Origin of the sequence: Streptomyces sp. NBC_01341 (assembly GCF_035946055.1) — a bacterium.
Lineage (GTDB): Bacteria > Actinomycetota > Actinomycetes > Streptomycetales > Streptomycetaceae > Streptomyces.
Genome location: NZ_CP108364.1, coordinates 7359089 through 7384561 on the forward strand (window position 1 = coordinate 7359089; position 25473 = coordinate 7384561).

The following is a 25473-nucleotide window of genomic DNA, read 5'->3' on the forward strand; positions in this document are numbered from 1 at the left end:
CCGCAATCGCCACGGACCCTTCCTGCTCGAATGGATCCGACAAGCCGAGCAGGACGCCCCCAAACCAATGAGCGGGTTTGCTGGCTTCCTCCGCCAAGACCTCGACGCCGTCACCGCCGGACTTACCCTCCACTGGAGCTCCGGCGTCGTGGAAGGCCACGTCAACCGGGTCAAAACGCTCAAGAGAGCAATGTACGGCCGGCCTCCTTCGCTCTCCTTCGGACGAGAATCCTCATCCGAGAATGGGACGCCGCCCTCGGGTGGGGGAGGAGAAAGTCCCAGCTCAGCGGAGCCTTGCGCTGTCATGATGGGGATATGACACCGACCGGTCCCGATCAAGAGCTGACTGCAGCAATGGAGGATGCGGAATGGAGGATGCGGACTCACCTTTGTGGTCCGTGAGAGCTGATGCGGGTCGGCGGCTCGCAGCTTCGGCAGAACTCGTAGAGGTAGCCGACGTTCTCCACCAGCTGCTGCTAGACGCTCAGGACACGGCGGTGACCCAGGAGACGTCGGAGGCATTGTTGGCTCGAGGAGATATCCGGGGGCTGCGTACCGTCCTGGCAGCCCTCTCCTGTGCGGCAGACACGTGGACCTTGGACCAACTCAGCGCAGCAGTGGATTGTGACCCCAACTGGATGACCGAGGAAGGCGAAAGCCGACTCATCCAGCAACTGCAGGAACTGGCGGCCGATGACTACGCTGGTGTCCGTAGCGAAGCCGAGAGACTCCTGAAGCCCATCCTCCGACACACGCAGAGCCGCCAACCCTGCCCTTCCCGAAATCGCGGTCAGAGCCTTCAGGGCTCTGACCGGAACTTCGTGAAGGGCCAGGTCGTCGGAGTGGAGGTGGCTGGGATTCAGAGGCACCCTTCGTAGGTCGCTACCCAGCAGCCACAACCGTGCCGGCCGTGACCTGAGGACGGTTGGGGAGCAGCGACGCGAGGTTGTCCCTTACGAAGTCCGCCGCCCGCTCGATCGACTCTCCGGCCCCGGACTGGTCTTCAAAGACGCTGGTAGAGACCATCACTCCGTCCCCGGCGTCCACCCAGTAGTAGGCCACGAATCCGGGGACTCGGCGGAGGAGAGGCACGAATCCCTCATCCACTCGGCGTCCTGCCTCGGCAGAGTCAGTCACTCCTTCGTAACGCCGAATTACTGCGTACACAGCTGATCTCCTCACAGATCCCAAGTTCACCTTGCGCGAAGCGACCTACCCCCACCGAGCATCTTTCGCTCGGGGGACTCCCGGAAGCGACCCGTATGGGCACACCGGTGATCCAAACCGGGGATCTGCTGTGGCCGAGGCTGAGCCAACCGGGACACAGAAGTCGGGCCTTGACCCCTGATGTTGGACACACGAGACACTGGATCCTGAGGATCTGAGAACGGACATCTCGTGGTCATGAAGAACTACCCGCCGGAGTTCAAGGCGGACGCGGTCGCGCTGTACGAGTCGCGGCCGGAAGCGACGATCAGGTCGGTTGCCGCCGATCTGGGGATCAATCCGGAGACGCTGCGGAACTGGGTGAGGGCGGCTGGAGCAAGCCGGCCCCGGGGACGCCGGACGCAAGAGTCGGCCCAGCCGCCGGCTCCGCTGGAGGCGGAGAACGCGGCCCTGCGGAAGAAGGTCCGCGAGCTCGAGGAGGAACGCGAGATCCTGCGCAAAGCGGCGAAGTATTTCGCCGGGGAGACGCGCTGGTGAACCGCTTCCAGTGTGTCGCCGACCTCCAGCGCCGCTACGGCGTGAAGCGGCTGTGCAGCACCCTGGAGGTTCGGCTGGTGGTTGGTTCAGCAGGTCATTGGGCGGACGGGCACGAGTTCGGTGCTCGTCTGCCGCTGGGTGGTGCGCTTGGCGGCGCGGTCGGAGACCAGGCCAGCGATCGCTGCGTGGGTTTCGCCGTAGGTGTCACGTCGCCCGGTGTATCTCTGGAGCGGATGCCACTGGCGGTGTTCGGCGTTGGCGTGTTCGACGCAGATCCGGCGTGAGGACTGGCGGCGTTTGCGCTCGCGCCAGCCGTAGTACTCGGTGACCGGCAGGTCGTCCAGGTCCTTCGGTCGTCGTGGCGGGGCGGAGAACTGGTTGGGGAACTCGTTCGCAAGGCCCCGGTAGCCGTCGTCCACCTCTGCCTTCACGCCGGGGTGGAGGCAGAACTGCTCGGCGATGCTCTCGGTGCGCACGCAGGTCTGGTCATGCATCCGGCCCGGACGCACCGCTCCGGACCACAGGGTCCGGCCCTGCCCATCGCTGATCGTGGTCGTCTTGACCGTGTTCTGCTTGCGCTTGCCCGACACAAACGCACGTCGGCCGGGCCGGTGTGCTTTGGGGCGCCTCACCTGGGTCTCCAACCCGTCGATCCGCAGGGTCACCCCCTCGGCCTGGGCATAGGCGAACACGTCCTCCAATGTGCGCAGCCGCAGCCCGGGGCGCTGCGGCACCGCGAACCCGCGGGCCGCGAGTAGTGGCCTCACCTCTGCCACCGCCCGGCCGATCGTCGACTTGCCCACCTGGTAGATGACGCCCAGCGCCTCATAGATGAGCCCGGTCCGCAGGTGCACCAGCGTGGCCAGCAGCCTGTCGGTGAACACCAGCTCGTACTTCGGCCCGGCCCCCGCCTCACGTCGGCGCGAACCCTGACGACGGCCATGGCGTTCGGACTCGCAGCGGGCCTCCCAGCGCGCAGCGAGCTCTGTGACCAGCTCGCCCAAGAGCCACTCCGGGACACCGCAGAACGCGGGATGCGCCATCACAACTCGGATAACGCGCACCACCATCCCGATGTCCCAACCGTGACGAAGATCATCAATCGCGGCAGAGCCCGTAAATCCAGGTGTCCCCTTCCGACCGCCCCGGTAGCGTGCGCCGGCATGACATCGGAACTGGAACGCCCCCCGCTCCATGCGGACGAACGCACCGCGCTCATCGGCTGGCTGGACCTGCAGCGGCAGATCCTGCGCTGGAAATGCGAGGGGCTGAGCGACGAGGATGCGCACCGCCCGGTCATCCCGACCTCACCGGTCATGACGATGGCCGGTCTCATCTCCCACATGCGCTGGACCGAGCACATGTGGCTGGAGGTGTTGTTCCTCGGCGGCGACGAGAAGCAGAACCCGTCGTTCGACGAGTCGAGCGAGGACGCCGACTGGCACACCGCCGGCCGCCCCCTCGCCGAGCTCCTCGCGGAGTACGAGGCCCAGTGCGTTCGCAGCAATGAGATCGTTGCCACGGCCTCCCCGGACGACATCGGCCGACACCCCGGCTTCCGATCCGGCAGCGCCAACCTCCGCTGGATGCTGATCCACCTCGTCGAGGAGACGGGGCGGCATGCGGGGCACGCGGACATCGTCCGGGAGTTGCTCGACGGCACGAAGGGCTATTACTAGCGCGGCTCCGCGTAGCGGGTCCTTGTCTCAGGGGCCAGGCCAACACGCCTCACGACCAATCGCGGGAGAGCCCGTCACGTCTCCAGGGTGCGCCTGGGCGTCGACCGGTGACCACCGCCCTGGCCGAAGCGCGGCGGCCGTCGAGGATGGCCTGGAGGGCCGCGCCGCCGGCCTTGATCGCTCAGCGCTGACGGCTTTGGTGAACACCAGGGCCAGCGGCGGGTGTCCCTCGCGGGGCGTGTCGGGCCACACGGTGCGCCACAGCAGCCGCTCGCGGCGGGGATCCCTGGACAGATGCCCGGGGATCCGTCCAGGGTCCCGCTGGGCGTCCGCCTGACCTTGTGTTATGCGGTTCGGGTGAGCGGGCTTTTGGCTGGGTGGCTCAGTGAATCTGCGGCCCGCACTGCGGCTGTTCCTGGTGCTACGCCTCCACCCATGTGGGTGGCGAGTGGTTCGAGGTCGCGCGGCCGCGGCCGCCGTACTTGCCCGTGGACATGCGTTGGGAGCGGGCCGTCGCGGACGGCCTCACCGCCGACGTCTCCCATGCTTTCGGCATCTTCGACAGGACGCTGTGCGGAATCCAGGTCGCCGGCATGTCATCGTCGGATTACTGGTGGCTGCCAGGGCGGGAGAACGCTTGTGGCGCCTGCCGGGATATGGCGGGTGTCATTGATGGCCGCTGGCCGCAGGCGTTGAGGGGTAAGGACGCGCGGGTCAGCGTGGCTCGGCGGCTATGAGTGCTTCCAGTTCGTAGTCGACTCTCGTGTGAGCCTGCGGCTCATCAGGTCGATCATCGCGAGGCGATCATGGCTTCGGAGCGGTGCGGGTGGGTTTCGTAGTCGCGGGCGAGGCGGCGGTGATTCATGAGCCACCGAATGTCCGCTCGACGACCCAGCGCCAGGGGATGACCTTGAAGCCCTTCTGGCCAGGGTCGCGGCGGGTGACTTCGACGTCGATGCCGAGGGTGGCGCCGTGGTCGATGGCCTTGGTTCGATAACCGCTGTCGGCCCATGCCTTGGTAATTCTGGGTGGGCCTTGGCGATGTGCGAGAGCAGGTGGATGCGCTTCAGTGCGTTGTGGCAAGGGGAGTCCCTGTTCGATGAGCAGGGACTTCTTGGTGTGCGGGGCGTGATTGTTGTGGGGTGGGGGCAGGCAGCGGACGGCTTGTTGTTGATCGAGGAGCCAGTAGTCGGGCGATCGCGGCTCCGAGGCCGGAACTGGATCCCGTCACAAGGGTGCGGCGGCCTGTGAGTTCGAGGGCCATGGTGTTTCCTGCCGTTTGTTCAAATGCGGGCGTGAGCAGCGCGATTCCATCCCTGACGCCTCTGCGGTGGGGGTTGGCAGGAAGGCGGTGATGTGTGGTTGCGGCGCGCAGGTGACGTAGGGGCGCGCGGGGGAACCCGGGCGCGGCTCGTCAAGATCTGCGGTCGGGGAGGTGTCAGGCCGCGCTGAGGCCGTTCAGCAGGGTGGCGGCGACAAGATCGGCGGCCTGCGGAGGTTCCAGATCGGGGAACCGGTGGGCGACAGCGTCGACGAGTTCGTCCAGGATCGTCCGCGCCCAGGCGGGATCAACGTCGGAGCGCAGATAGCCCTCATCCAACGCGCGATGGATGAAAGCGTCGAGGCGCGCACTCTGCTCCTGCCTGCGGACACGGGCGACAGGGTCCTTCTGCATCATGACGCGCGTGTCGAGAGGCCATTCGCGGCTGACGGGGATGATCCCCTCCAGGTAGCGGTGAAGGGCGACCGGCAGGGGGGCCTCGACCAGCCGGGCTTCGTCCAGAACACGTTCGGCGGAGTCGAGCTTGGCCTGGAAGACGGCGCTGAGCAGGGCTTCTCGGTTTGCGAAGCGGCGGTGGACGGTAGTTCGGTCCACCCCGGCGGCGACGGCGATGGCCGCCATGGAAGTGCCCGGATCCTCGGCCAGGAGCCGAGCTCCGGCATGGAGGACGGCAGTCAGGTTACGTGCAGCGTCAGCTCTCATGGTCCTGCGAGCCTATCCGAAAGCTTCACTTACCGGGCAACCATCTTCACGTGAGATGCAACACGATCAGTTAATGCATCATGTCTGTTGCAATTAGCGCCATTCCTTCTACAGTGGAGTTGCTGCCTCATTCCGGAGCGGTGAAGCAAGTGACGAAACGAGGAGAGCGCAATGGCAAGGACGTGGCTGATCACTGGGGGCTCGCAGGGCCTGGGCAAGGCGCTGGTGCTCGCAGCCCTGGAGGCCGGCGACAACGTCGTGGTGACCTCCCGCAATCCGGAGGCACTGTCTTCCCTGAAGGCCGAGCACCCGGAACAGCTGGAGGCGGTGGCGCTGGACGTCACCTCTCCGTCCCACTCCCGGGAGGTGGTAGCCGCAGCGGTGGAGCGGTTCGGCTCGGTCGACGTCGTCGTCAACAACGCCGGCTACGCCACCAGCGGCTCGATCGAGGACTTTCCCGAGGAAGAGTTTCGCGCGCAGGTTGATGCCAACCTGTACGGAGTCGTCAACGTGACCCGGGCGGTGCTTCCGGTCATGCGCCGCCAGCGGTCCGGGCATATTGTCCAGATCTCCTCGATCGGCGGGCGTGTGGGTGGTACGCCGGGTCTGAGCGCCTACCAGACCGCAAAGTTCGCCGTCGAAGGGTTCTCCGAGGCCCTGGCGAACGAGGTGGCTCCGTTCGGTGTCAAGGTCACCATCATTGAGCCGGGTGGCATCCGCACCGGTTGGGCCGCGGGTGCGGCGAAGCCTTCAGGTCCCATTACCCCCGACTACGAGGAGAGTGTGGGTCTGTGGCTGGCCCGGTTCGCTGACTACGCCGGCAACGAGCCCGGTGACCCTGACCGCATGGCCCGCGCGATCATCGGCGCGGTAGACGCCGAGGAGCCCCCGCGCCGGCTGCTGCTCGGCAGTGACGCCCTTGGCATCGCCATCAGCTCGGAGGAAGGCCGTCTCGCCGAGGCCAACAAGTGGGCCGAGGTAAGCCGTTCCACGGACTACCCCACCGCCTGACGGCACCGTGCGGGCCCGGCGGTCGCCCGGTCGAGGTACCGGCCCCGCCCGCCCTGCCACCGATTCCCAGCAGAGGTGAGAAGCAATGTCCAAGACCTTTCTGATAGCCGGTGCGGCCGGAGGACTGGGCGGCCACGTCGTCGAGGCGGCGCTCGCCGCTGGCCATAACGTGGTGGCAACCGACTTGGCACCCGACACAGTGCCCGTCCCCAATGAGCACCGTGACCGGCTGCGTGTACGCGCCATGGATATAACCGATCCGGTTTCCGCCCGTGACGCGGTCGCCCACGCGGTCGCCGAGTTCGGAGCCGTCGACGTTTTGGTGAACAGCGCAGGTGTCCGAAGCGTCGGCTCGATCGAAGACATGCCCGAGGATGATTTCCACCGTGATGTGAACGTCAACTTCTTCGGCGCGGTCAACATGGTGCGTGCCGTGCTTCCGGTGATGCGCCCGCGACGTTCGGGCAGCATCATCAACCTCTCCACCATCGGCGGCCGCCGCAACCAGCCCGGCCTGAGTGCCTACCAGTCGTCGAAGTGGGCGGTGGGCGGGTTCACCGAGATCCTCGCGCGTGAGGTCGCCCCCTTCGGGGTCCGCGTCACGCTGGTCGAGACGGGCGGCATCCAGACCCCCTGGGCGGCCGCCCCGATGCCAACGCCCGACATTCACGACGAGTACCAGGAAACAGTAGGCTTCTTCGCCCGCACCTACAACAACAACCCCGACGTGCAGCGTGGTGACCCGGCCAAGATGGCCGCCGTAATCCTGCGCCTCATTGAGGAGGCAGCCCCGCCGACACGGCTCCTTCTGGGCTCCGACGCGGCCTGGCTCGCTCCGCAGATCACCGATGCGCGTGCAGCGGAGGACGCGAAGTGGCGTGACCTCAGCGTGTCCACCGACCTCGACGGCCTCGGCGACTTCGCCGACTCCACGGTCGCCCAAATGGTCCGCCCGCCCAAGAAGAGCTGACCGGCGGTCCGCCCGCCCCGCCAGCTCCCGCAGCCGCGGCCGCCGCCGCGGGAGGACCGGCGACATCATCACAACGAACTTCTGTGCGAAGGGCGCACGCCGTAGAGCGTGCAGCTCCTCTCCTGCGCAGCACCGACCGGCGACGCGCACCCGCCGCGCGTCTTCTCCAGAGCTTTCCTCCCTTCCCCCCAAACTGCACTTGAAGGAATGACAGACATGACCGTGCGCAACGATCTGTACATCGGTGGTCACTGGGTGGCTCCCAGCGCCCCAGAGCTGACCCTCGACATCCTCTCCCCGCATGACCAGTCAGTCCTCGGCCGTGTGGCGCAGGCCGCCCCGGCGGACGTGGACAAGGCCGTAGCCGCGGCCCGCGAGGCCTTCGATCACGGCCCGTGGCCGCACAGCACGCCGGAGGAACGTCAGGAGGTCGTGCGTCGCTATGACGCGCTGCGTTCCGCCCGCGCGGACGAGATCGCCGCGGTGATCTCCGCAGAGAACGGTTCCGCCGGCTGGTTCACCAAGGTCGGCCAGCCCTTCCTGACCCGCCAGGTCAATGCCTACCTCAAGGCGGCCGAGGAGTTCGGCTGGGAAGAGGTCCTCACACCGTCCGACCCGTCGGTGGCCTTCGACACCATCGTGCGCCGTGAGGCGATAGGTGTGGTTGCCGCGGTCATCCCCTGGAACTCGCCATTCTCTGCAGCCACCGCCAAGCTGATCCCGGCCCTGCTGGCCGGTAACACCGTCGTTCTGAAGGTCTCCCAGGAGAACTCACTGAGCATGGCCCTGCTGGCGGACCTCTGGCACGAGGCCGGCTTGCCCGAGGGCGTGCTCAGCGTCCTTCCTGCGGACCGTGAGACCAGCGAGTACCTCGTCTCGCACCCCGGGGTGGACAAGATCTCCTTCACCGGTTCGACGCGGGCCGGCCGTCGTATCGCTTCCATAGCTGGCGAACAGCTGAAGCGAGTGGGCCTCGAGCTGGGTGGCAAGTCGGCCTCGCTGATCCTGGACGACGCGGACGTGACGGCCGCGATGCAGGGTCTGCGGTTCGGCTCGCTGGGCAACAACGGTGAGGCCTGCATCCTGCAGACCCGCATCCTGGCCCCCCGCGGCCGCTACGCGGAGGTTGTGGCCGCAGTGAAGGAGATGGTCGAATCGCTGAAGGTCGGCGACCCCTCCGCCCCCGACACCTTCATCGGCCCGATGATTCGCCGTGACCAGCAGCAGCGCGTCATCGACTACATCAACATCGGCATCGAGGACGGGGCGCGTCTGGTGACCGGCGGCCCGCGGGTCCCTGAGGGCCTGGAGAAGGGCAACTACGTCACCCCGACCGTGTTCGCCGACGTCGAAAACAGCATGCGCATCGCGCAGGAGGAGATCTTCGGGCCGGTTCTGGTCGTCATCGCCTACGACGATGATGACGATGCCGTCCGCATCGCCAACGACTCCGAGTACGGACTGTCCGGCGGCATCTGGACTTCTGATCCCGACCGCGCCCTGGCCGTCGCCCGCCGTCTGCGCACCGGCACGGTCACCTTGAACGGATCGCCGATCAGCTTCGACGGCCCTTTCGGCGGCTACAAGGCGAGCGGCCTCGGCCGCGAGTACGGCAAGGTCGGTCTGACCGGCTACGTGGAGCACAAGTCGATCACTCGCGCCCGGTAAAACCCCAGCGGTACGGGCCGAACTGGATAGTGAAGGTCCGACCGCATCCTCCACGGTCAGACCTCGCTTCCCGTGAGCCACCCGACACGAAAAGCCTTCCGGACACAAGGAAAGGCCGTGTCAGAGCAAGGAAAGGTCATCGGGGTGAAGGCCCTCCCCATACCGAGGTTCTACACCTCGACATGACGTGGCGAGTGACGCGGCCGTCCCCGCAGGCTGGTCGCCGTCTGCCTGCGGGGACGGCCGCGTCAGCTGGACAAGTGGCCCTACGCCCGTGCGCCGTGCGGCCGAGGCGCACCTAGCGCGTGCGACCGGCAGCCCGACCTCTCGATGGCCGAGGCCACCTCCCCTCAAGCATCCGCCACACTGCCACGCAGCCGTCGCCGTACCAGCGTGTGCCCCTCGTACATGCCGGTACGACAACGTCCGGCCCCCACCAGGCCGCCCGTCTCAGAGAGAGTCACCCATGCCCCGTCCCTCCTCCCGCCTCACGTTCGCGGTCCTAGCGACCGGTGCGGGCGTCTTCTCCATGCTGCAGTCGCTAATCGCACCAGCTTTGCCGACGGTCCAGCACGCTCTGCACACCTCCCAGTCCACCGTGACCTGGGTGATGACCGCCTACCTCCTGTCCGCCTCAGTGCTCACGCCGATCCTGGGCCGCGTCGGCGACCTTCTCGGCAAGAAGCGGACGATGATCGCCGTCCTGTTGGCTGTTCTTGCGGGGTGCCTGCTCGCCGCCCTCGCGCCGAACATCGGTGTGCTGATCATCGCCCGGATCATCCAGGGCGCGGGAGGTGCCCTCTTCCCACTGTCATTCGGCATCATCCGCGACCAGTTTGCGCCCGACAAGGTTAGCTCCAGCATCAGCAACCTGTCCGCCGTGATCGCCGCTGGTGGCGGCCTCGGCATCGTCGCCGCCGGCCCCATCGTCAGCGCGCTTGACTATCACTGGCTCTTCTGGATCCCCGTCATCATCGTCGCCCTGACCGCGCTGATAGCCCTGCGCTACGTCCCGGAGTCGCCGAAACGGGCGGCCGGGTCGGTCAATTGGATCGGCGCGGTAATGCTGTCCGGCTGGCTGGTCGCCCTGCTCCTGCCCCTCACCCAGGGAACCCGCTGGGGCTGGGGCTCTACCCAGGTGAGTGGTCTGTTCGCCACCGCCATTGTGCTGTGCGCGCTGTGGCTGTTCGCCGAATCCCGCTCCAAGAGCCCCCTGATCGACCTGCGCATCATGCGCCTGCCCGCCGTATGGACCACCAACGCCGCAGGTCTACTGTTCGGCGCAGGCATGTTCGCGATCTGGTCATTCCTACCCGGGTTCGTCCAGACGCCCAAATCCGCCGGATACGGATTCGGTGCAAGCGTCACCGGCTCCGGACTGCTCATGGTTCCGATGCTCATCGCCATGTTCGTCTCCGGCATTCTCAGCGGCCGCCTGGAGCCCATCGTCGGGTCCAAACGCCTGCTTGTCGCCGGTTCCGTCTTCGCCGCAGTCGCCTGCGGCATCCTTTCGCTCTGGCGCGAGCAGCAGTGGCAGGTCGCGCTCGTCGCGGGCCTGTTCGGATTCGGCATCGGGCTTGCCTTCGCCTCGATGGCCAACCTCATCGTCCACAGCGTCCCTGCCGAGCAAACCGGCGCCGCGACGGGCATGAACGCCAACCTGCGCACCATCGGCGGCTCCATCGGAACCGCCTTGACCAGTCTGCTGGTCACTAGTCGGCTGCAGCCCTCGGGCCTGCCCTACAACGCCGGCTACACCCACGGCTTCACCCTCCTCGCAGGACTCCTTGTCGCGGCCGCCCTCGTAGCCACCCTGGTGCCGCCCCGGCTTGCCGCGCGCAGCCGCCACTGAGGCCGAGGCCGTAACCAACTCCCACACCGCCGAAACCCCCGCCAGGGTGGTGACGCTGACCGGCAAGGACTGAATTCCCGACGAGTGCGGTGGCCGCGCCAATGGCTCTCGCACTCGTCTCCACCGACTCACAGCGACGGAGATCCCCCAAGCCCGCTGGGATACCCAATACCCCTCGACTGTTCCGTGTCCGTTGCCCGGGCACAGTGGCTCCCGGCCCGCCCCGATCCCGCGGAAACCTGCTCCCGAATGCGCCACGTACGGGACCGAGGCCCTTGGGCGCGGGAGACTCCGAACACATGGCTCGCTCGATCGGAACGATCGCGTGAGCGGCGGACCGGCAGGTGGGATCTTTGAGCGGAGTCGTCCCGCCAACGGCGACCAGCAAAGAACCATTGTCCACTGGACAACAGGATTACTCCAGGGCACGTTGCGAGCAAGTGACAATCTTCCCAGTGGCCCCACCCCGGCGCGCTGAGTGCAAGGCGGAATGCCGCCCTCGAACTGGATGTACTGGTACGAACCTGAAAACTCGCCAAGGGACACCCCACTCGGTGAGCTTGGAGGGGTGCTGGCGTCGCAGTGCGACGAGACTCTCGTTCCAGCTCTAGCCCGGACGGTTCATCCAGCCGACCAGAAGGATTGCACGCTGTGCGGGCGTGGTAACGAGCCCTGGTGCGGTGAACCGCCGCCCCGTCGCCCTGTGACGCAGAGCGGCGCGAACTGCGGCGACTGGGGAGAGGCGCACGACCCTGATCCGCAGCCGAGCCGTGAACGGCGTCGTGGTCGGAACGACTGGCCACTGCCCCGTACGATCGATTGGCGAGGAGTAGAGATGGCCACGGACGACGCCTACGAGCGGGCGCTGGATACCGCAAGTGAACTTCTGGGGCAGCGCCTGGAGCTCCCGATGAGCCCCAGTGAACCTACCTCCGGGGCGGATTTCCGCAAGGTCGCGACGGTGCACGCGTTCGGGGACTCCTGGACCCGCACCGCGTTGTCGACGCACGACCGAGCCCTAGTCTCCGTCGCCATCACCGCGACGCTGGGCGCATTCGAACCGCTGCGCGGGCAGCTGCGCATCGCGCTCAACAACGGTGTCACCCAGGACGAGATGGTCGACCTCTTCATCCACCTCGCGGCATACGCAGGAGTGGCCCGCGCCTTTGAAACGTACCAAGTCGCCCTGTCGGTCTTTGCCGAGGGCGCTTCCTCCGGCCGCGCCTGACACCCGGTAACGGTCTCCTGTCCGATCAGGTTTCCGAGGTGCGGATGGCACCAGCGCGGTCGGCGCCCCGGTCCACGGTGAAGTACCCGATCCCGTGGGACCGGAGCAGCCGATGAGCACCCGGCGCCGTCCCGCCCGACGCCCTCCTGCGCGCCCGACGCCCTCCTGCGCGGCCGTGGCCTTCCGGCAGTTCCCCGTCCCGGTCGCGTAGACGGAAGCAGGCCTACATCGGTACCGAGGCGCTGGTCGGTGTCGCCGTCCTCGTGTGGCTGGTGTCCGCGGTGATGGACTGGCTCGCCGCCCACCCCTTGGTTCCTGCCGCTCACTCTGCTGACGGCTGGTGCGGGTGCCTTCTGCTGGTTCCGGCTTCGTGTGCAGGAGGGAGGCAACAGCAGGTACAAGCGCAGGCCGTGCGGTATCCGATGGAGAGCCTGGACCAGTTGCAGCACCGGCAGTTCGATGACCTGATGCTTCGCGACGGCTGCGCGGACGCTGTACAGGTCGGCGGGGCCGGCGACAACGGCGCGGACGTGAAGGCCACCGACCCCTTTGGGCGCCGCTGGGTCATGCAGTGCAAACACCGCCGCGCGGGTCGCGCCGGAGCCGGGGTCGGGACGCAGGACCTGCAGGTGCTGAACGGCACCGGACGCCCGGTCCACAAGGGTGATGTGGTCGTGCTGGTCACCAACGGTCGCTTCACCAAGCCGGCCGCCGACTTCGCTAGGTCTCAGCGCCTGCATCTGGTGGACCGGCACCGACGACTCCCGCGCCTACGACGTTCGCGAGGAGCAGCGCCGTCTTCAGCACCATGCCCGGGTGGAACGTGAGCGCCTGGAGGAGGAAGAGGCCGAGCGCCGGCGGGAGGCGGCGGCGTGGCCGTGCCCGACCTGCGGCCGCGCAGTCCGGCCCAACGACGACTGGGAGACCCGGCCCACGGGCAGTGACTGCAGCGTCTGCACCAGCATCAGGAAACGCGAGCAGGAGGACGCCGCGGCCCGCGCCGCTGAGGAGGCAGAGGAGCGGGAGGAAGCCAGGAGGAATGGCCTCTTCGGCTTCCTGCGCTGACCTGCGAGGTCCCCGCCAGCCCTTTGCCTCCTGCGCTGGAAGACCGCGCTTAACGCCTTCCCCATCACCTTCGACGGTCGGCTCTCCGCAGCACGTCAGTAACCCTTAACAACCCGTGTTACACCGCTTGTTTGGCAGACCCTCCGATGGCCTTGAGGGGTCTCGGGGCGTTTGACGGTTTTGCCGACGTCGTAGTGGGTGGCGTTGTGTTGTCGGTGGTTGGTCTCGTGGGGGCGGATGAGGAGGAGGGCGATGTCGTCGTGGCGGGGGCCGAGGCGTCCGGCGTGGCGGATAAGGGTGTCGGCGAGTGCGTCGAGGTCGTGGGTCTGGGCTTGTGCGAGGTGCTGGGCGAGGTTGGTGGTGGTGTCGTCGATGTCGGTGCCCGGGACTTCTACGAGGCCGTCGGTGTACAGGACGAGTACGGCGCCGGGCGGAAGGTCGATGTCGGTGGTGGGGTAGTCGGCGGCGGGGTCGATGCCGAGCAGGATTCCGGGTGTCAGGCGGAGTACTTCGGTGTGTCCGTCGGGGTGGCGGAGCAGGGGTGGGGGGTGTCCGGCGGTGGCGAGGTGGGCGCGGTGGCGGGTGGGGTCGATGCTGGCGATCAGGCAGCTGGTGAACAGCCCGGTGTCGAGGTCGATGAGGAGGCGGTTGGTGTGGGCGAGGAGGTCGCCCGGGGGTGTGCCGGTAGTGGCGTGGGTGTGGACGGTGGTGCGGATCTGTCCCATGAGAGCGGCGGCGGTGGTGTTGTGGCCCTGGACGTCGCCGATCGCGGCTGTGGCGGTGGGTGCGGTCTCGATGAGGTCGTAGAAGTCGCCGCCGATGTCCGTGCTGTGGTCGGCGGGCAGGTAGCGGGCGACGACGTTCAGGCCGGGGACGCGGGGCAGAGCGCGGGGCAGCAGGCCGGCCTGGAGGGTGCGGGCGAGGGTGTGTTGTGTGTCGTAGAGGCGGGCGCGGTCGAGTGCTTGGGCAATCAGGCCGGACAGAGAGGTGAGTGTGGCGCGCTCTGCTGGGGTGAATGGGTGGGGCTGGTCGTAGGAGAGGGCCAGTGCGCCGATGGTGCGGCCGGAGACGGTCAGGGGCAGGAAGGCCCAGGAATTTCTGTTCTCGTGACGGGGCGCCTGGGGGTAGTGCTGCTGGAAGTCGGTGAAGGTGGGGAAGAAGGCCGGCTCGCCGGTGGCCATGGTTTGCGTGGTGGGGGTACGGTCGGCCAGGGGAGTGCCGTCGACACGGTTGATGAACTCGTCGCTGTAGCCGCAGTGACCCAGGACGTGAAGCCGCCCCTCCGCTGCGGTCATGAGGACCATGCCCTGAGGGCCGAAGGCCGGCACGACCTGGTCGGCTACCCGTTCGACGACGTCCTGGCAGCTCACAGCTTCGGCCAGAGCTGCCGCGAGGTGCGTCAGGTGGTAGAGCGCCATCGCGCTGGCCGGTTCACGCGATGGCGGCCCTTGCGGAAGCGGGGTAAGCCCATCGCCGGCAGTGGGGGTGATGGCGACGCTGATCCCGCTGTCGCTGGGGTAGAGCCGGAAGAGCAGTGACACGTCCGGGGGGCGCACTACGGTGAACGAGGCGGGCTGGCGGGTGATCGCCACCGACCGGCAGCGGTCTTCGAAGAGCGGAGTGTGCAGCCACAGCAGCACTTCCCACGGCCGCCTACCCATGAGGGACGCGGCGCCCGTATCCAGGAGATCGGAAGCGGCGGGATTGATGAAGGTAAGCCGGCCGTCCAGATCGAGGGCGCAGCAGCCGACGGGAAGCCGCTCGGTGAAGCGAAGCGCGGCCATGGCGTGCACAGGGTCGGCCGGGTGCGCCGGCGCGGACAGGACCCGCGCCTCCTCCGGAGGCAGTAGTGGTTGGCCGTGATCGGCTGCCTGCCCAAGTAGATATGCCGCGTTCCGGCAAAATGAGGTAATTGCTTCCTTCTCGTACCGGCTGAGCTGCGGCGGATGCTGAACGGGCCACAGCAGTGCGAGCCCGCCCCGCGTAGAGGAGCCTTCGGCGAGCGGCGCGGCAGCCAGCATAAAATCGTAGGGCAGCACGACGCCCAGCTGCGGGTAACAGCGGGGCCACCTCCTCCTGGCTGCTCAGCCACAGCAGTCTCTGCTGGCGCATGGCGTCCGCGACCGGGGTGGATGTGTCCACATGGACACGGGCCCAGGGCGCGGCCAGCTGACGTGAAGCGCCGGACAGCAGCGTCAGCGACATCACCCGCTCGCCGGGCGGCAAGAGGTACAGCAAACCGATTGACGCACCGGTATCCATGATCAGGTCGGCCATCAACGCATCCAGGCGCTCTACGGCAGTGCCGGAGTCGGCGCTGGATCCTGCAGGCTCCTCCACGACTTCACCTGCCTCCGCTGACGAACGCAGCCCTCACGAGACCAGCTGATACACCCACCGGCCTGACCTGCGCTGCTGACACCGACGGCCAGCCTCTGCGCTTGCGTCACCAGAAGGGCGAGACTCCAGTCGCGGGGGATGACTACCAGTGCGGCCATGTCTCCAGGGTGCGACTCCCCGCGGACCCTGGCACGCGGAGCCCACCATGCAAAACAGGCGGGACCCGCACGTCCCGCAGATGGAGTCACCTGGCCGTCAATGTGCGCGCTGCCCCCGGGGGGGCGGTACGGCGCGTCGATCAGGCGATGCTGCGCTGGATGAAGGGGCGAGAACCCAAGGCGTAGCTCGGGAATCCAGTCCATGAGGACGCCGGGCAGCTGGCCGTCGGCATCGGCGAGGTCGGCGAGGACCCGGTAGTGGCGCTGCCAGTTCAGCGGCCAGGGGCCATTCCAGTCCGGTTCGATCGCGGTGAGCTGCGCCGCGCGCTGTGCCGCCCGCTCCGGGTCCTGCGCTGCCCACTCCACATGCGAGGTCGACAAGAGACCTTGACCCCAAAATCCTGCTGATGCCTCTACACCGCTGCGCCTCCGAGGATCCTCAGGGAGTACTGCTCGTATGTGCGGTACAGAACCATCCTCACCGGGCCCGAAACCAGCACCCTTGGCCGCCGTCCCGCCCCGGTAGGGTCGGGCCGACGGCCAAGGGTCCCGAACCATCGAGAAAGGCACGCACCGGGTGGACGACGAGACCTCGACCATGGACGTGACCCTCTGGGCCACGCTCGACGACCATGCGGCGGCGCCCCGCGGCGACCTCCTCGTCCACTGGTTCCGCACCGCCACCGAACGGCTCTTCCCCGCCGGGGACGAGGAGTCGGCCGCGTCCTGGGCCCTGGTCACAGAGTCGATGACCGGCGGCCGGAACGTCCGTGTGAGGGACGTTCGCGCCAACTGGGGCCAACTGGCCGACGTGCTGCGGCCGTCGCCGTTCTACGCCGCGGCCGGCTTCCACGCGCCCTCCCGCGACGACGGCGGCGCCTGGGTCGACGACGTGGGCCGCGTGGGGGGCACGCAGACGGGCCGCGGCGGTAGCCACACCGAGTTGTCGGCGGCGGTGCGGGGCGCCGAGCACGTCGCCGACGCCGCGTGGTGCGCGGGCTTGGTCGTCGTCCTCGCCGCCGCCCTGGACGAGGCCAACCCGGCCTTCGCGCGGATCGACCACCGCAACTTCCACGAGACCACCGATCTGGAGTCGGCGCTCAAGCGCCCGCGCCGCCGCTCCCTGCGGGAGTCACGGACCCTGCTGCGCGGCTATTCCTGGGTCACTGGCGTCCCCGCCGAACTGGCTGACCGGCTCGGCGGCCCAACCGCGCTGGAGGCAACCGGCGCCTTCCACGCGGTGCGCCCGCTGCGTGCGGGCGGCTTGCTGCTCCAGGCCAGCCAGACCCTCGCCGGATACGACGACCGGCACATGGCGGCGGTGTTCCGCGCCTTGGCCCCGGTGCTCCCGCCGGGCCTGCCCGGTGAGGATCCCGGCCGCTCCGCGCGGGTCGTCCATGAGGACGCGAGCCGGGTCTGAACTGAGCGAGCGGCCCATCCTAGAGTGTCCGGCGCAGCACCATCTTCCGTCTCACCCAACCCCACGCGCGTGCTCAGCTACGCCCACCTCACGTCCAGCTTCCGTAGTGCGTCCAGTTGTTCTGCGGTGAGCTTGTCGCGGCGTTGCTTCTGGTTGGAGTACCAAATCCCCAGCGCCAGGTCGTGCTCCTGGCGGTCGATGACGACCTTCTCCCGGTGAGTCCGCTTCACCGAGGACTCTCCTTCGCGGGCGATGTACTGGGCGAGGGCCGTCAGGCCGCGTTGGAATGTCTGCTGAGCCTTGCTCGGCCTCTTCGTCGTACGAGCGGCTGCCGGGGCGGGAGCCGGGGCATCAGCGGGCTGTACGCCCAGCTTCGAGAGCCGTTCCTGCTGCTCGCCCGACAGCTGCGCCCAGGTGACCGGCTACTTCTGGGCGCTGGAGCTATTTCCACAGGTCGTCGCCCTCGAACCGCACCCCGGGTTCGATGGCGGGCACAACCTCGTCGGTCTCGGTCTCGGTGTCGGCGAGGTCGGCAAGGACCCGGTAGTGGCGTTGCCAGTTCAGCGGCCAGGGGCCACTCCAGTTCGGTTCGATCGCGGTGAGCTGCGCCGCGCGCTGTGCCGCCCGCTCCGGGTCCTGCGCTGCCCACTCCACATGTGAGGTGGACGAGAGACCTTGACCCCAAAATCCTGCTGGTGCCTCTACACCGCTGCGCCTCCGAGGATCCTCAGGGAGTACTGCTCGTATGTGCGGTACAGAAGCATCCTCACCGGGCCCGAGACCAACACTCCGCTGACAACGTACTTCTGTTCGATTCCCGTCTTGGTCACCTGCCTCTTACATAAGGAGTCGGTCTCCTTCTTTGCCCGGTCGAGCCACGAGGACGCCTTGGCATGGTCGATTCCGGCGACGTCGAGACCTGTGCAGGAAGCCAGGAACTCGAAATCGCCTGGTTCCTTCGTACCGGCGTAGCACAGCAGGGAGGACATGTTCTTGTGATCGGCGTAGCCGGCTGACATGGCCATCCCGTTCTTGCCGCGCCCGTGAACGTACGTCCTCATTTTCCCACCGGGCATCTCCTGCTCGACGGGCTTTTCGAGTCGGACCTTCCAGTCCTTTGCCAGTCCGGTGAGGAAATCGTTCCCGGTGTATCCCGTGGCCATCGTCCTGCCCGGGCTGAGCATGGGTTTCTTGTCGCTGGTCACCGCATGCTTGGGCAGTTCGGAGGCCTGCGGCAGGGTCTGTGTTGCGGACGGCTCGGCACGAGGCGTCACTGTCCTCGGCGCTGGTGGCGATGCCACGCCGGGGCTGCCCTGGCCACAGGAGGCGGTTCCCACCGCGCCGGCGACGAGAGTTATCAGTACGACGGGAACGCAGAGGGCGACCCGTGTCCGGCCACCCGAACGCGCCCTCTGGATCTTGGGTATCACCGAGAGCCCACTCCTGCCGGGAACTCGAAGCCGTCCTGGACGACAGCCGCCAGCATTCCGGAAACGGCCATGATTCTCTTGCGTGCTTCTCTCATGTGCACATGCTCTCCGAGGGTGATGTCTGCCGATGCGGAAGCGACTTGCTATGGAAACCAGCACCGGACGCTACACGGCCCACTCCACCCCGAGCTCCCGTAGCGCGGCCAACTGCTCCTGGGTGAGCTTGTCGCGTCTCGCGCGGGTGTTGGATGTCCGTACGCCGAGCTTGACGACCACCGGTTCCGTCTCGCCGTTGACCGTGATCTCTTCGCTGTGGCCTCGGGGTACCGGCCGGTGGGCGCCTTCCCGTTCCACCCACTGCGTGAGGGCCGTCAGGCCGCGTTGGAACGCTGCCTGTGCCTTGCTCGAGCCCTTCGTCGTACGCGCCGCCGCCGGGGCGGGGGACGGCGCCTGGTCGGGCTGCATGCCCAGCTTCGAGAGCCGTTCCTGCTGCTCGGGGAGAAGCTGTGTCCAGGTGCCCGGGTTCTTCTGCCGCTTCAGCCACCGCCCGATGTCATCGCCCTCGAATCGCACCCCGGGTGCGATGGCCGGCAGAACACCGTCAGCGTCGACCAGGTCCGCCAGCACGCTGTCCTGTCGCAGTGCAGCTGACAGATCGTGGGCCGCTGACCTGCTGGGTTGCCATGTCGTTTGAGAACGTCGCGGGCCGGCGTTCTCAAACGGCATGGCTTTCACGGAAGCGCGCTGGTGTTGGGCAAGGACAGCTCAGCCGTCTCGCTCTTCGGCAAGGCTGCCCGTGGCCGTCCGGAGACGGTGCCAGGCCGCTTCCAGACGTTCGGCGTAGTCGGCGGCGAAGTTTCCAGGAAGCGCTTTGTCCAGTGTTCCCGCGATCTTGTGGATCGGGGCCCATGCGGCCGGATAGTCGACCAGGCGGCTGAGATCTGTCATCTGTACTCGCTCCAGCCAGTCCGAGAGGACCAGGGCCGGCCTCGTCGGGGGTGAGCTTGATCGTGATGTCGCTCTTCTCCATGACCGGAACTAATTAGTCGCGCTTGGGCCAGATCGGGCCTTGGTCGGTCCAGATGACGCCCTTGTTGCGGCACAGACAGAAGGGGTGGCCGATCGGGTCGGTGTAGACCTGCCAGCCGTAGCCGTTGGGGCCGATGAAGTCCTGCCTCAGCGTCGCGCCGAGGTCGAGGACGCGGAGCTGCTCGGACTTGATCTCGTCCACTTCGAAGTCGAGGTGGAACTGCTTGGGGTGCTCGCTGTCGGGCCACTGCGGAGCGCGGTAGTCGTCCACCCGGATGAATGCCAGCTCGATCTCGCCGAACTGGATGCCAGCCCAGTCCTCGGAGCTGCCTTCCTTGATCGGACGGCCCGTCACCTCGGAGTAGAAGGCCGCCAGCTTCATCGTGTCCGGGCAGTCGATAATGAAATCGGTGAGTCGCAGCATCCCCCGATCTTGTCACGAGCTCGCACCCGAGTTCGAGACAGGCCAGTCGCGATCTCGATAGAGGCAGAACCTTCGGTAGAGGGGGTCCTGGGTTCCGAGGGTGGTGTAGATCCGCGCGAATCGTCGGCTCAGCTCGGCGGTTGTTGCCAGGTAGAGCTCTTTGGGGTCGAGGGCGGTTGTGGGCGGGTCGAGGATCAGGTGCGTCAGCATCACGATCTCGGGGAACGCCGCGAGGCGACTGCGGTCCTCAGCCGAGATCTTCTTGCTGACGGCAAGAGCTTCGACTCGGTCGAGGCGATCGGTCCACTCCTTCCCAAGGTCGATCGGCATTCCGGAGGCGGACCAGTCCTCGACGATCTTCCGCGCCATGTCGAGTGCTCGTCCGGTCTGCCGGTGGCGGCGGGCGAGTCGGTCGAGTCGACGCTGGGCCTCGATGACTTCGGGCAGGGCGACGAGCGGGATGTCGTGAGTGGAGCGGGTCCAGAGCTGATGTCGCGGGCAGAGGTGGACGTGGGCGGGCGAGAGAGTGATGACCACGGAAGCGGTGGGGCTGCGGCGGGCTGTGCAGCAGCGGCAGGGGCGACTGATCAGCTGTTCCGTTCGCGGCCCGGGGCTGTGTGGGCTGAGGAAGTCGGCGAGCGCGGGCAGGGCCCTGGCGAGTTGAGGCTTCGGACGTCCGGAGAGTGTGGCCAGACGGCCGGGTGAGTGGGGTGTCCAGCCGGTGGTGGTGTTGCTGAGTGGGGAGAACTCCGGCGGCAGCGGGCCCAGGAGCCGGGCGAGGAAGCCCGCGGGGCGGTTGTTGGTGACGGCCAGGCGGTGGAGATAGGACCCGAGGGTCTCGTTGTGGATGGGCCCGAGAGCGATGGGCAGCTGGCGGAGTTGGTCAGGCTGCGCCGGCATCCGGCCTCCGGCGGCGTGGGCGACGGTTGCGGCGGTGTTCTTGACGGGCGTCCTCGGCGGCCTGGTCGACCTCGATGGTCTCCAGCGTCTTGCGGGTGATGGTCTCGCTGCCGTTGATGATGGCCTCAAGGGCAGCACCGCGGACGAGTTGGGAGAGGCTGCCGTTCGCGCCGTCGGTGCGTTCGTGGAGGTAGCCGTCGAGTTTGACCAGGCTGCCTGTCTTGTGCCGGTGGAGTCGTAGGGCGTCTTCGAGCGAGGCGATCAGGTTCCGCCAGCTCTGCCGCTGTGCGGTGGTGCCGTAGGCGAATGGTTCGGTGTCGGTGACGGTGTAGCGGCCGGCGATTTGTTGGCCCCGGACGCCGCTGAACAGGCCGCTCGCGGGCGACGTCGATGCCAGCGAGTACGAAGGTGGCGGGGATCCTCTCGGACAGGTATTTGAGCTGGTCAGAGGCTTCGGCCCCGGCCTGGGTCGCGAGGTTGAGGTTGTGGATCTCATCGACCAGGGCGAGCTCGACACGCATCTTGATCAGCAGGCGTCACCGGCCAGGCCAGGACCGGCAAGACGACTGCCATCGCCCAGCTCGGCCGCAACCACGAACTCCTGGTCCGTAAACGGCTCGGCCCGGCCGCCGCAGGGCGACTGCCGGTTCAGCCCGCGGCGGCCCGAGATCTGGTGCCGGTTGAGCAGGACCAGGCGCCGTCCGGTGGTGAACACGTTGCGGACGGTCGGGGTGGCCACGACCACGAGCTGGGAGTGGTAGTCCAGCCGGGGCTCGTTGTAGGCAAGCCGCCTATTCTCGGTCAGGGCCTTGAAGGCCCGCAGCGAGAGCATGGTCGGGCAGACCGGGGCGGCGTCGATGAACTGTCTCCAGCCGTCCTTGGTGGTCAGCGGGTTGTGCTCGTCGTCATGGGCATCGGGCGGCGTCACCACAGCGGATTTCCCTCCTCTTCCCGGGGGTTGAAGACACCGAACGGGGTGACCGGTGCTTCTTCCGGCTCCTCGTTCTCGCTGTCCTGTGCATCGTCGGATCGGGCGGGCGGGAGTGCAGGCAGTCCGGTGGCCTCAAGGGCTGCCCGGGTGCGGGCCATGACTTGCTCCGATCCGGTCGGTGGCTTCCCCGACCTGCGCAGGAGCTTGGCCAGGACCTGGGCGACGGCCGTCTCGCTGGTGTCGTCGCGTCCCTGGTCGGCGAGAAGCTGGCGTGCGTGACGCCAGGTGAAGTCGGCGAACGGGGCCCGGACCATAGGCAGATGGGTCCACGGGACTTCGATCCACCGGCGGCTGTCGCTTCGCCGTACCCAGACGCGGGAGACGTCGTAGGGGTCGTAGTGGACCTCCCACAGATCCTGCTTGCCCGTCACCCCGGACAGCTGCCTCCGCAGCCGGTTGAGCTCGAGGCTGTCGTAGGGGCGGTAGTTGACCTTGATTCCGTAGTCGTTGACGGCCCTCCAGACCGCGGGCAGCAGTTCGATGTAGTCCTCCGCCGACAGAGCGACGGGCAAGTATCCGGCGCGGGCGACGGCGATGGCGTACGACTCGTTCGGCGACAGTGTCCGCCCCGCCATATAGGGGTTGCGCAGACCCTCGTGCGGACGCTGTTGCCAGCAGATGATCCACTCGTCCAGGAGATCCTGGAGCTGGGCGAGGGTCCAGACTGCCTCGGAGGCCGGGTCGCTGCCGCGGCGGGTGACATCGGAGCCGGTGTAGCCCGCGACGTACTGGCAGAACAGCGAGTTGATCGACGCAAACGTCCTCTCCACGATCGCCTTGTCCGTCGGAGTCCTGGGCCGGGCGAGCTGCAGGGAGATCCCCAGCAGCGAGCAGGCGGAGGAGAACGTGTCGGAGACGAACACCTTTCCGTGGTCGATCACGATGGTGTCCGGGACGATGACCGGCTTGGCCGCTGCTTTCTCCAACCGGGCGTCCACCGCCATGAGCCGCTGGTGCGGCAGGATCGAGTCCGACATCGCCAGGGTCTGGCTCCAGCCCGGCCGCATCGGCTCGGGAACCAGCATCCTCGCCAGCAGCACCGCGGCGTCGACGCCTTTCGTGCCCGCGGGCCTGAGCAGGGCCGCGCAGATCGTGCGCGTCGTGACATCGACCGCGATCGTCAGTTCCGGACGAGCCACGACTCCGTCGTCCAGCACCGCCATCACGTCCAGCCGCGTGGAGTCGATCTGCACGATCTCCCCGGGTCGGGCGGCCATGGAGGGGGTGAACGGCCCCACGGGCCGAAGAGCCCGCTGACGGCGGACCGTGGCCGGCCCGAAGGACTCGCTGTTCTTGGCGAGGCTGTTCACCAGCCGGTAGAAGGTCGCCCTCGTCGGCAGGAGCTTCACTGCTTCCTCGCCGTGCTTCGCGGCGAGGATCTGCTCGGCCTGCAGCATGAGCCGCTTGCGGTCGCCCGTCGAAAGGTCCGTCTGCCCGGCCAGTGCCTCGGTGACCGCCTCGACCACGCGCTCGTCCGTCCGTCCGGTGCCGGGGACCGGGGCCGGCGGTTTCCGGGACCGGCCGTCCACCAGTCCCCACAATCCCTCGGCCTCGTAGCGCTGCCGCATCCGCAGAAAGGTCCGCTTGCTTATCTGCTGCCCGCCGGCCGCCAGCTCGGCGACTTTGGCAGCTTCTCGCTCCATCAGCGTCCGCCAGGCCGGGTCGTACTCGGGCCGAGGAGTCGTGCCCTCCGGAGCGTCCGGAGGCAGCCCGGTGAGTACTTCCACCACGTGCTGTTTCCAGAACCGGGCCTGCTCGACGGCCGACGGCGGCAACGCGTCCACCAACGCAAACGGCGGCAGGACTTGTTCCGGGACCGCCTCCGGCCCCCGGTCCAGCACCTCGAAATCGGCGGCCGCCATCACGTAGCCGGCAGCCATGACACTGGTGTCGCCCTCGTCGCTGAGCAGTCGCAAGGCCGTTCCCTCCAGCCCGATGACCTGCTGGTTCCGGCACTCGAACCGGATCCGGTCCCCGACCCGCAGAACTCCGCGTGGTGCCAGTTCAGCCATGACTCACCGCCGCGCAGCCGATCATGGAGCCGTCTCCCAGCGGCACCGCCAGGTCAAGGCTCAGGTCCCCACACCACAGCAGGTGGTAAAGCGTCGGCAGGACGGACAGCGGGTCCCCCACTGCTTGGGCACCGTCTATGAGTAACCGCGGGTCGTCGAAGGCGTCCATGAGCCGTCTCGCGACGTCGCCGACCCGGTTGCGTGGATGCCGATAGCCCGACAGCCAGCGGACGTTGGCCATCTCCACCGGATCGGGCTCGTGCACCAGCGCGAAGGACCAGCAGCCCATCTCCTGGCACATCGCCTCGGTCCCCGAGAACTTCACCGCGTCCTCCGGGCCGACCCGGTCCGCCGGCCGGACATCGACGACCAGGCCCGAGCCGTCGTCCAGACGCGCGAAGTAGTCCGGCGTATGCGAGATCCGGCGCTTTCTCTCCTTGCCATGTCACCCGGAACGGCTGCGAGGCAAGCCCCACCACCCGCCGGTCATGATCGAGGAGCATGGCCCCGTCGCGCTCCAGCCACGACTCAAACCCCACCAGCGACTGCGTTGTCGCAGCCCAGTACCAGCCCGTGAAGTGCCGCTGCCCGCGATACGACGGGAACTGCCGCACCGGGAGCACCGACTCGAACCGAACCCGGGACACCGCCTCCAGCACGGACTTCCGCAGCCCGCCACCCTCACCGTCCGCCCACTCGACATCGACCAGACCCAGATCCATCGCCACCCCCGGCTCCGCGTACCTGCCGAAAACGACCGTGACAGGTACAGCGAGAACCGGACCAGGGAAGTGAGATCAAACCCCACGTACGGGGCAAACGTCATCGCTCAGTGCGCGACGCAATGAGAATCCGCCACCACGAACGAGAAGCGGTGAGAATCCGACAACCGCGGTGCGACAGGACACACGCGGTAAGGCCCTCTACTCCCGAAGCTGCCGCGAAGTGACAAGTAGCTCTCTGTAGCCGATCTGATGGGCTGTTGTCACGGTTTCCGGTGTTCTGGTCCTGTCTCTGTTGTGCTCGCGTCACCTTGGTCGCGTTGTGGTGATCGAGGAGAGGAGTGGGGCGTGCGTCGGGAGTGGGAACCGGAGGACCTGATCGAGGTCTGGACGCTGCTGGAGGAGGACCAGGAGCGGCTTCGGAACAAGTCGGGGGCGAACCGGCTGGGCTTCGCGCTGCTGTTGAACTTCTTCGAGGTGGAGGCGCGTTTTCCGGAGGATGCGGCGGAGGTCCCCGCCGCTGCGGTGTCGTACGTGGCTCAGCAGGTGAGGGTGCCGGCCGAGGAGTGGGGCGCCTACGACTGGTCCGGGCGGGCGATCAAGCGGCACCGGATGGAGGTCCGGGTGGTGTTCGGGTTCCGCGAGTGCACGCAGGAGGACCAGGTCCAGCTCGCGCAGTGGTTGGCTGCCGAGTTGTGCCCGGTGGAGCTGAACCGGGACCGGCTGGCTGAAGCGGTGGTCGCGCGGTGCCGCAACGAACGTCTGGAGCCGCCGGCACCCGCGAAGGTGACTCGGCTGGCCGCATCGGCGGTGAACACCTTCGAGGAGGGTCTCTGCGCGACGACGGTGGAGCGGTTGTCTGCGGCCTCGCGGTCCCGGCTGGATG

Annotated in this window: 23 protein-coding genes and 4 pseudogenes; 12 read left to right on the plus strand and 15 right to left on the minus strand. The window is 67.5% G+C overall.

Annotated elements, in window-relative coordinates; all coding sequences use genetic code 11:
* Positions 1 to 34: 34 nt before the first annotated feature.
* Together OG206_RS32255 and OG206_RS32260 are read left to right on the plus strand one after the other, a co-directional pair.
* Positions 35 to 237: pseudogene (locus OG206_RS32255) on the plus strand (transposase); the annotation flags it as partial.
* A gap of 1167 nt (positions 238 to 1404) precedes the next feature.
* Positions 1405 to 1704 carry a transposase gene (locus OG206_RS32260; RefSeq protein ID WP_327122103.1) on the plus strand — a complete coding sequence of 100 codons (300 nt, stop codon included), beginning with the start codon at positions 1405 to 1407 and terminating at the stop codon, positions 1702 to 1704.
* A gap of 86 nt (positions 1705 to 1790) precedes the next feature.
* Here the strand turns inward: OG206_RS32260 and OG206_RS32265 are convergent, their stop codons facing one another.
* Complete coding sequence (locus tag OG206_RS32265) at positions 1791 to 2747, minus strand: transposase family protein (protein ID WP_327122104.1); 957 nt, start codon at positions 2745 to 2747, stop codon at positions 1791 to 1793.
* A gap of 120 nt (positions 2748 to 2867) precedes the next feature.
* On the opposite strand from OG206_RS32265, the gene OG206_RS32270 reads away from it, so the two are divergent.
* Positions 2868 to 3383: a DinB family protein gene (locus OG206_RS32270; protein ID WP_327122105.1), complete on the plus strand. Its 516-nt coding sequence runs from the start codon at positions 2868 to 2870 to the stop codon at positions 3381 to 3383.
* A 731-nt stretch (positions 3384 to 4114) separates the two neighbouring features.
* Here the strand turns inward: OG206_RS32270 and OG206_RS32275 are convergent.
* Both OG206_RS32275 and OG206_RS32280 read right to left on the minus strand, forming a co-directional pair.
* Positions 4115 to 4412, minus strand: a pseudogene (locus tag OG206_RS32275) (transposase); the annotation flags it as partial.
* Between the two features lie 409 nt (positions 4413 to 4821).
* Positions 4822 to 5367 (minus strand): TetR/AcrR family transcriptional regulator, encoded by a 546-nt coding sequence (locus tag OG206_RS32280; protein ID WP_327122106.1) that lies wholly within the window; start codon positions 5365 to 5367, stop codon positions 4822 to 4824.
* A 171-nt stretch (positions 5368 to 5538) separates the two neighbouring features.
* Here OG206_RS32280 and OG206_RS32285 point away from each other — a divergent pair, with 171 nt between their 5' ends.
* The 7 genes from OG206_RS32285 to OG206_RS32315 all read left to right on the plus strand — a co-directional run bounded on the left by OG206_RS32285 (position 5539) and on the right by OG206_RS32315 (position 13161).
* Positions 5539 to 6378 carry an oxidoreductase gene (locus OG206_RS32285; protein WP_327122107.1) on the plus strand — a complete coding sequence of 280 codons (840 nt, stop codon included), beginning with the start codon at positions 5539 to 5541 and terminating at the stop codon, positions 6376 to 6378.
* An 85-nt stretch (positions 6379 to 6463) separates the two neighbouring features.
* Positions 6464 to 7348, plus strand: coding sequence for an SDR family NAD(P)-dependent oxidoreductase (locus tag OG206_RS32290; RefSeq protein ID WP_327122108.1), 885 nt, complete (start codon positions 6464 to 6466; stop codon positions 7346 to 7348).
* Between the two features lie 216 nt (positions 7349 to 7564).
* Positions 7565 to 9016 carry an aldehyde dehydrogenase gene (locus tag OG206_RS32295; RefSeq protein WP_327122109.1) on the plus strand — a complete coding sequence of 484 codons (1452 nt, stop codon included), beginning with the start codon at positions 7565 to 7567 and terminating at the stop codon, positions 9014 to 9016.
* Positions 9017 to 9482: 466 nt separating this feature from the next.
* Positions 9483 to 10868: an MFS transporter gene (locus tag OG206_RS32300; protein WP_327122110.1), complete on the plus strand. Its 1386-nt coding sequence runs from the start codon at positions 9483 to 9485 to the stop codon at positions 10866 to 10868.
* An 835-nt stretch (positions 10869 to 11703) separates the two neighbouring features.
* Positions 11704 to 12096 (plus strand): carboxymuconolactone decarboxylase family protein, encoded by a 393-nt coding sequence (locus OG206_RS32305; protein WP_327122111.1) that lies wholly within the window; start codon positions 11704 to 11706, stop codon positions 12094 to 12096.
* 422 nt (positions 12097 to 12518) lie between these two features.
* A complete protein-coding gene (locus OG206_RS32310; protein ID WP_327122112.1) occupies positions 12519 to 12923 on the plus strand; it encodes a restriction endonuclease in 405 nt (134 codons plus the stop codon).
* A complete protein-coding gene (locus tag OG206_RS32315) occupies positions 12913 to 13161 on the plus strand; it encodes a hypothetical protein (RefSeq protein ID WP_327122113.1) in 249 nt (82 codons plus the stop codon). The genes OG206_RS32310 and OG206_RS32315 overlap by 11 nt, the downstream gene beginning before the upstream one ends.
* Positions 13162 to 13256: 95 nt before the next feature.
* Here OG206_RS32315 and OG206_RS32320 read toward each other — a convergent pair whose 3' ends face one another.
* Complete coding sequence (locus OG206_RS32320; protein WP_327122114.1) at positions 13257 to 14945, minus strand: SpoIIE family protein phosphatase; 1689 nt, start codon at positions 14943 to 14945, stop codon at positions 13257 to 13259.
* A 1291-nt stretch (positions 14946 to 16236) separates the two neighbouring features.
* Here OG206_RS32320 and OG206_RS32325 point away from each other — a divergent pair.
* Positions 16237 to 17079, plus strand: coding sequence for a hypothetical protein (locus tag OG206_RS32325; RefSeq protein ID WP_327122115.1), 843 nt, complete (start codon positions 16237 to 16239; stop codon positions 17077 to 17079).
* Positions 17080 to 17156: 77 nt separating this feature from the next.
* Here OG206_RS32325 and OG206_RS32330 read toward each other — a convergent pair whose 3' ends face one another.
* From OG206_RS32330 to OG206_RS32380, 11 genes and pseudogenes are all read right to left on the minus strand, one after another.
* A complete protein-coding gene (locus tag OG206_RS32330) occupies positions 17157 to 17483 on the minus strand; it encodes a helicase associated domain-containing protein (protein WP_327122464.1) in 327 nt (108 codons plus the stop codon).
* 37 nt (positions 17484 to 17520) lie between these two features.
* The gene (locus OG206_RS32335; RefSeq protein WP_327122116.1) at positions 17521 to 17733 is read right to left on the minus strand and encodes a hypothetical protein; all 213 of its coding nucleotides are present in this window, start codon (positions 17731 to 17733) and stop codon (positions 17521 to 17523) included.
* 47 nt (positions 17734 to 17780) lie between these two features.
* Positions 17781 to 18509 carry a hypothetical protein gene (locus tag OG206_RS32340; RefSeq protein ID WP_327122117.1) on the minus strand — a complete coding sequence of 243 codons (729 nt, stop codon included), beginning with the start codon at positions 18507 to 18509 and terminating at the stop codon, positions 17781 to 17783.
* A 165-nt stretch (positions 18510 to 18674) separates the two neighbouring features.
* Positions 18675 to 19148: pseudogene (locus OG206_RS32345) on the minus strand (helicase associated domain-containing protein); the annotation flags it as partial.
* A gap of 126 nt (positions 19149 to 19274) precedes the next feature.
* On the minus strand, positions 19275 to 19457 hold the full coding sequence (locus OG206_RS32350; protein ID WP_327122118.1) for a hypothetical protein: 183 nt from the start codon (positions 19455 to 19457) through the stop codon (positions 19275 to 19277).
* A 94-nt stretch (positions 19458 to 19551) separates the two neighbouring features.
* Positions 19552 to 19962, minus strand: coding sequence for a VOC family protein (locus OG206_RS32355; RefSeq protein ID WP_327122119.1), 411 nt, complete (start codon positions 19960 to 19962; stop codon positions 19552 to 19554).
* 12 nt (positions 19963 to 19974) lie between these two features.
* Positions 19975 to 20862 carry a hypothetical protein gene (locus OG206_RS32360; protein ID WP_327122120.1) on the minus strand — a complete coding sequence of 296 codons (888 nt, stop codon included), beginning with the start codon at positions 20860 to 20862 and terminating at the stop codon, positions 19975 to 19977.
* Entirely contained in the window at positions 20846 to 21358 is a 513-nt protein-coding gene (locus tag OG206_RS32365) for a hypothetical protein (RefSeq protein ID WP_327122121.1), read from the minus strand. Before OG206_RS32365 ends, OG206_RS32360 begins: the two co-directional genes overlap by 17 nt.
* A gap of 30 nt (positions 21359 to 21388) precedes the next feature.
* A complete protein-coding gene (locus OG206_RS32370; RefSeq protein ID WP_327122122.1) occupies positions 21389 to 21793 on the minus strand; it encodes a hypothetical protein in 405 nt (134 codons plus the stop codon).
* Positions 21787 to 23865, minus strand: coding sequence for a Mu transposase C-terminal domain-containing protein (locus OG206_RS32375; protein ID WP_327122123.1), 2079 nt, complete (start codon positions 23863 to 23865; stop codon positions 21787 to 21789). The genes OG206_RS32370 and OG206_RS32375 overlap by 7 nt, the downstream gene beginning before the upstream one ends.
* Complete coding sequence (locus tag OG206_RS32380) at positions 23858 to 24286, minus strand: TnsA-like heteromeric transposase endonuclease subunit (RefSeq protein WP_327122465.1); 429 nt, start codon at positions 24284 to 24286, stop codon at positions 23858 to 23860. Before OG206_RS32380 ends, OG206_RS32375 begins: the two co-directional genes overlap by 8 nt.
* A 553-nt stretch (positions 24287 to 24839) precedes the next feature.
* On the opposite strand from OG206_RS32380, the pseudogene OG206_RS32690 reads away from it, so the two are divergent.
* A pseudogene (locus OG206_RS32690) lies at positions 24840 to 25385 on the plus strand (DUF4158 domain-containing protein); the annotation flags it as partial.
* Between the last annotated feature and the right edge of the window lie 88 nt (positions 25386 to 25473).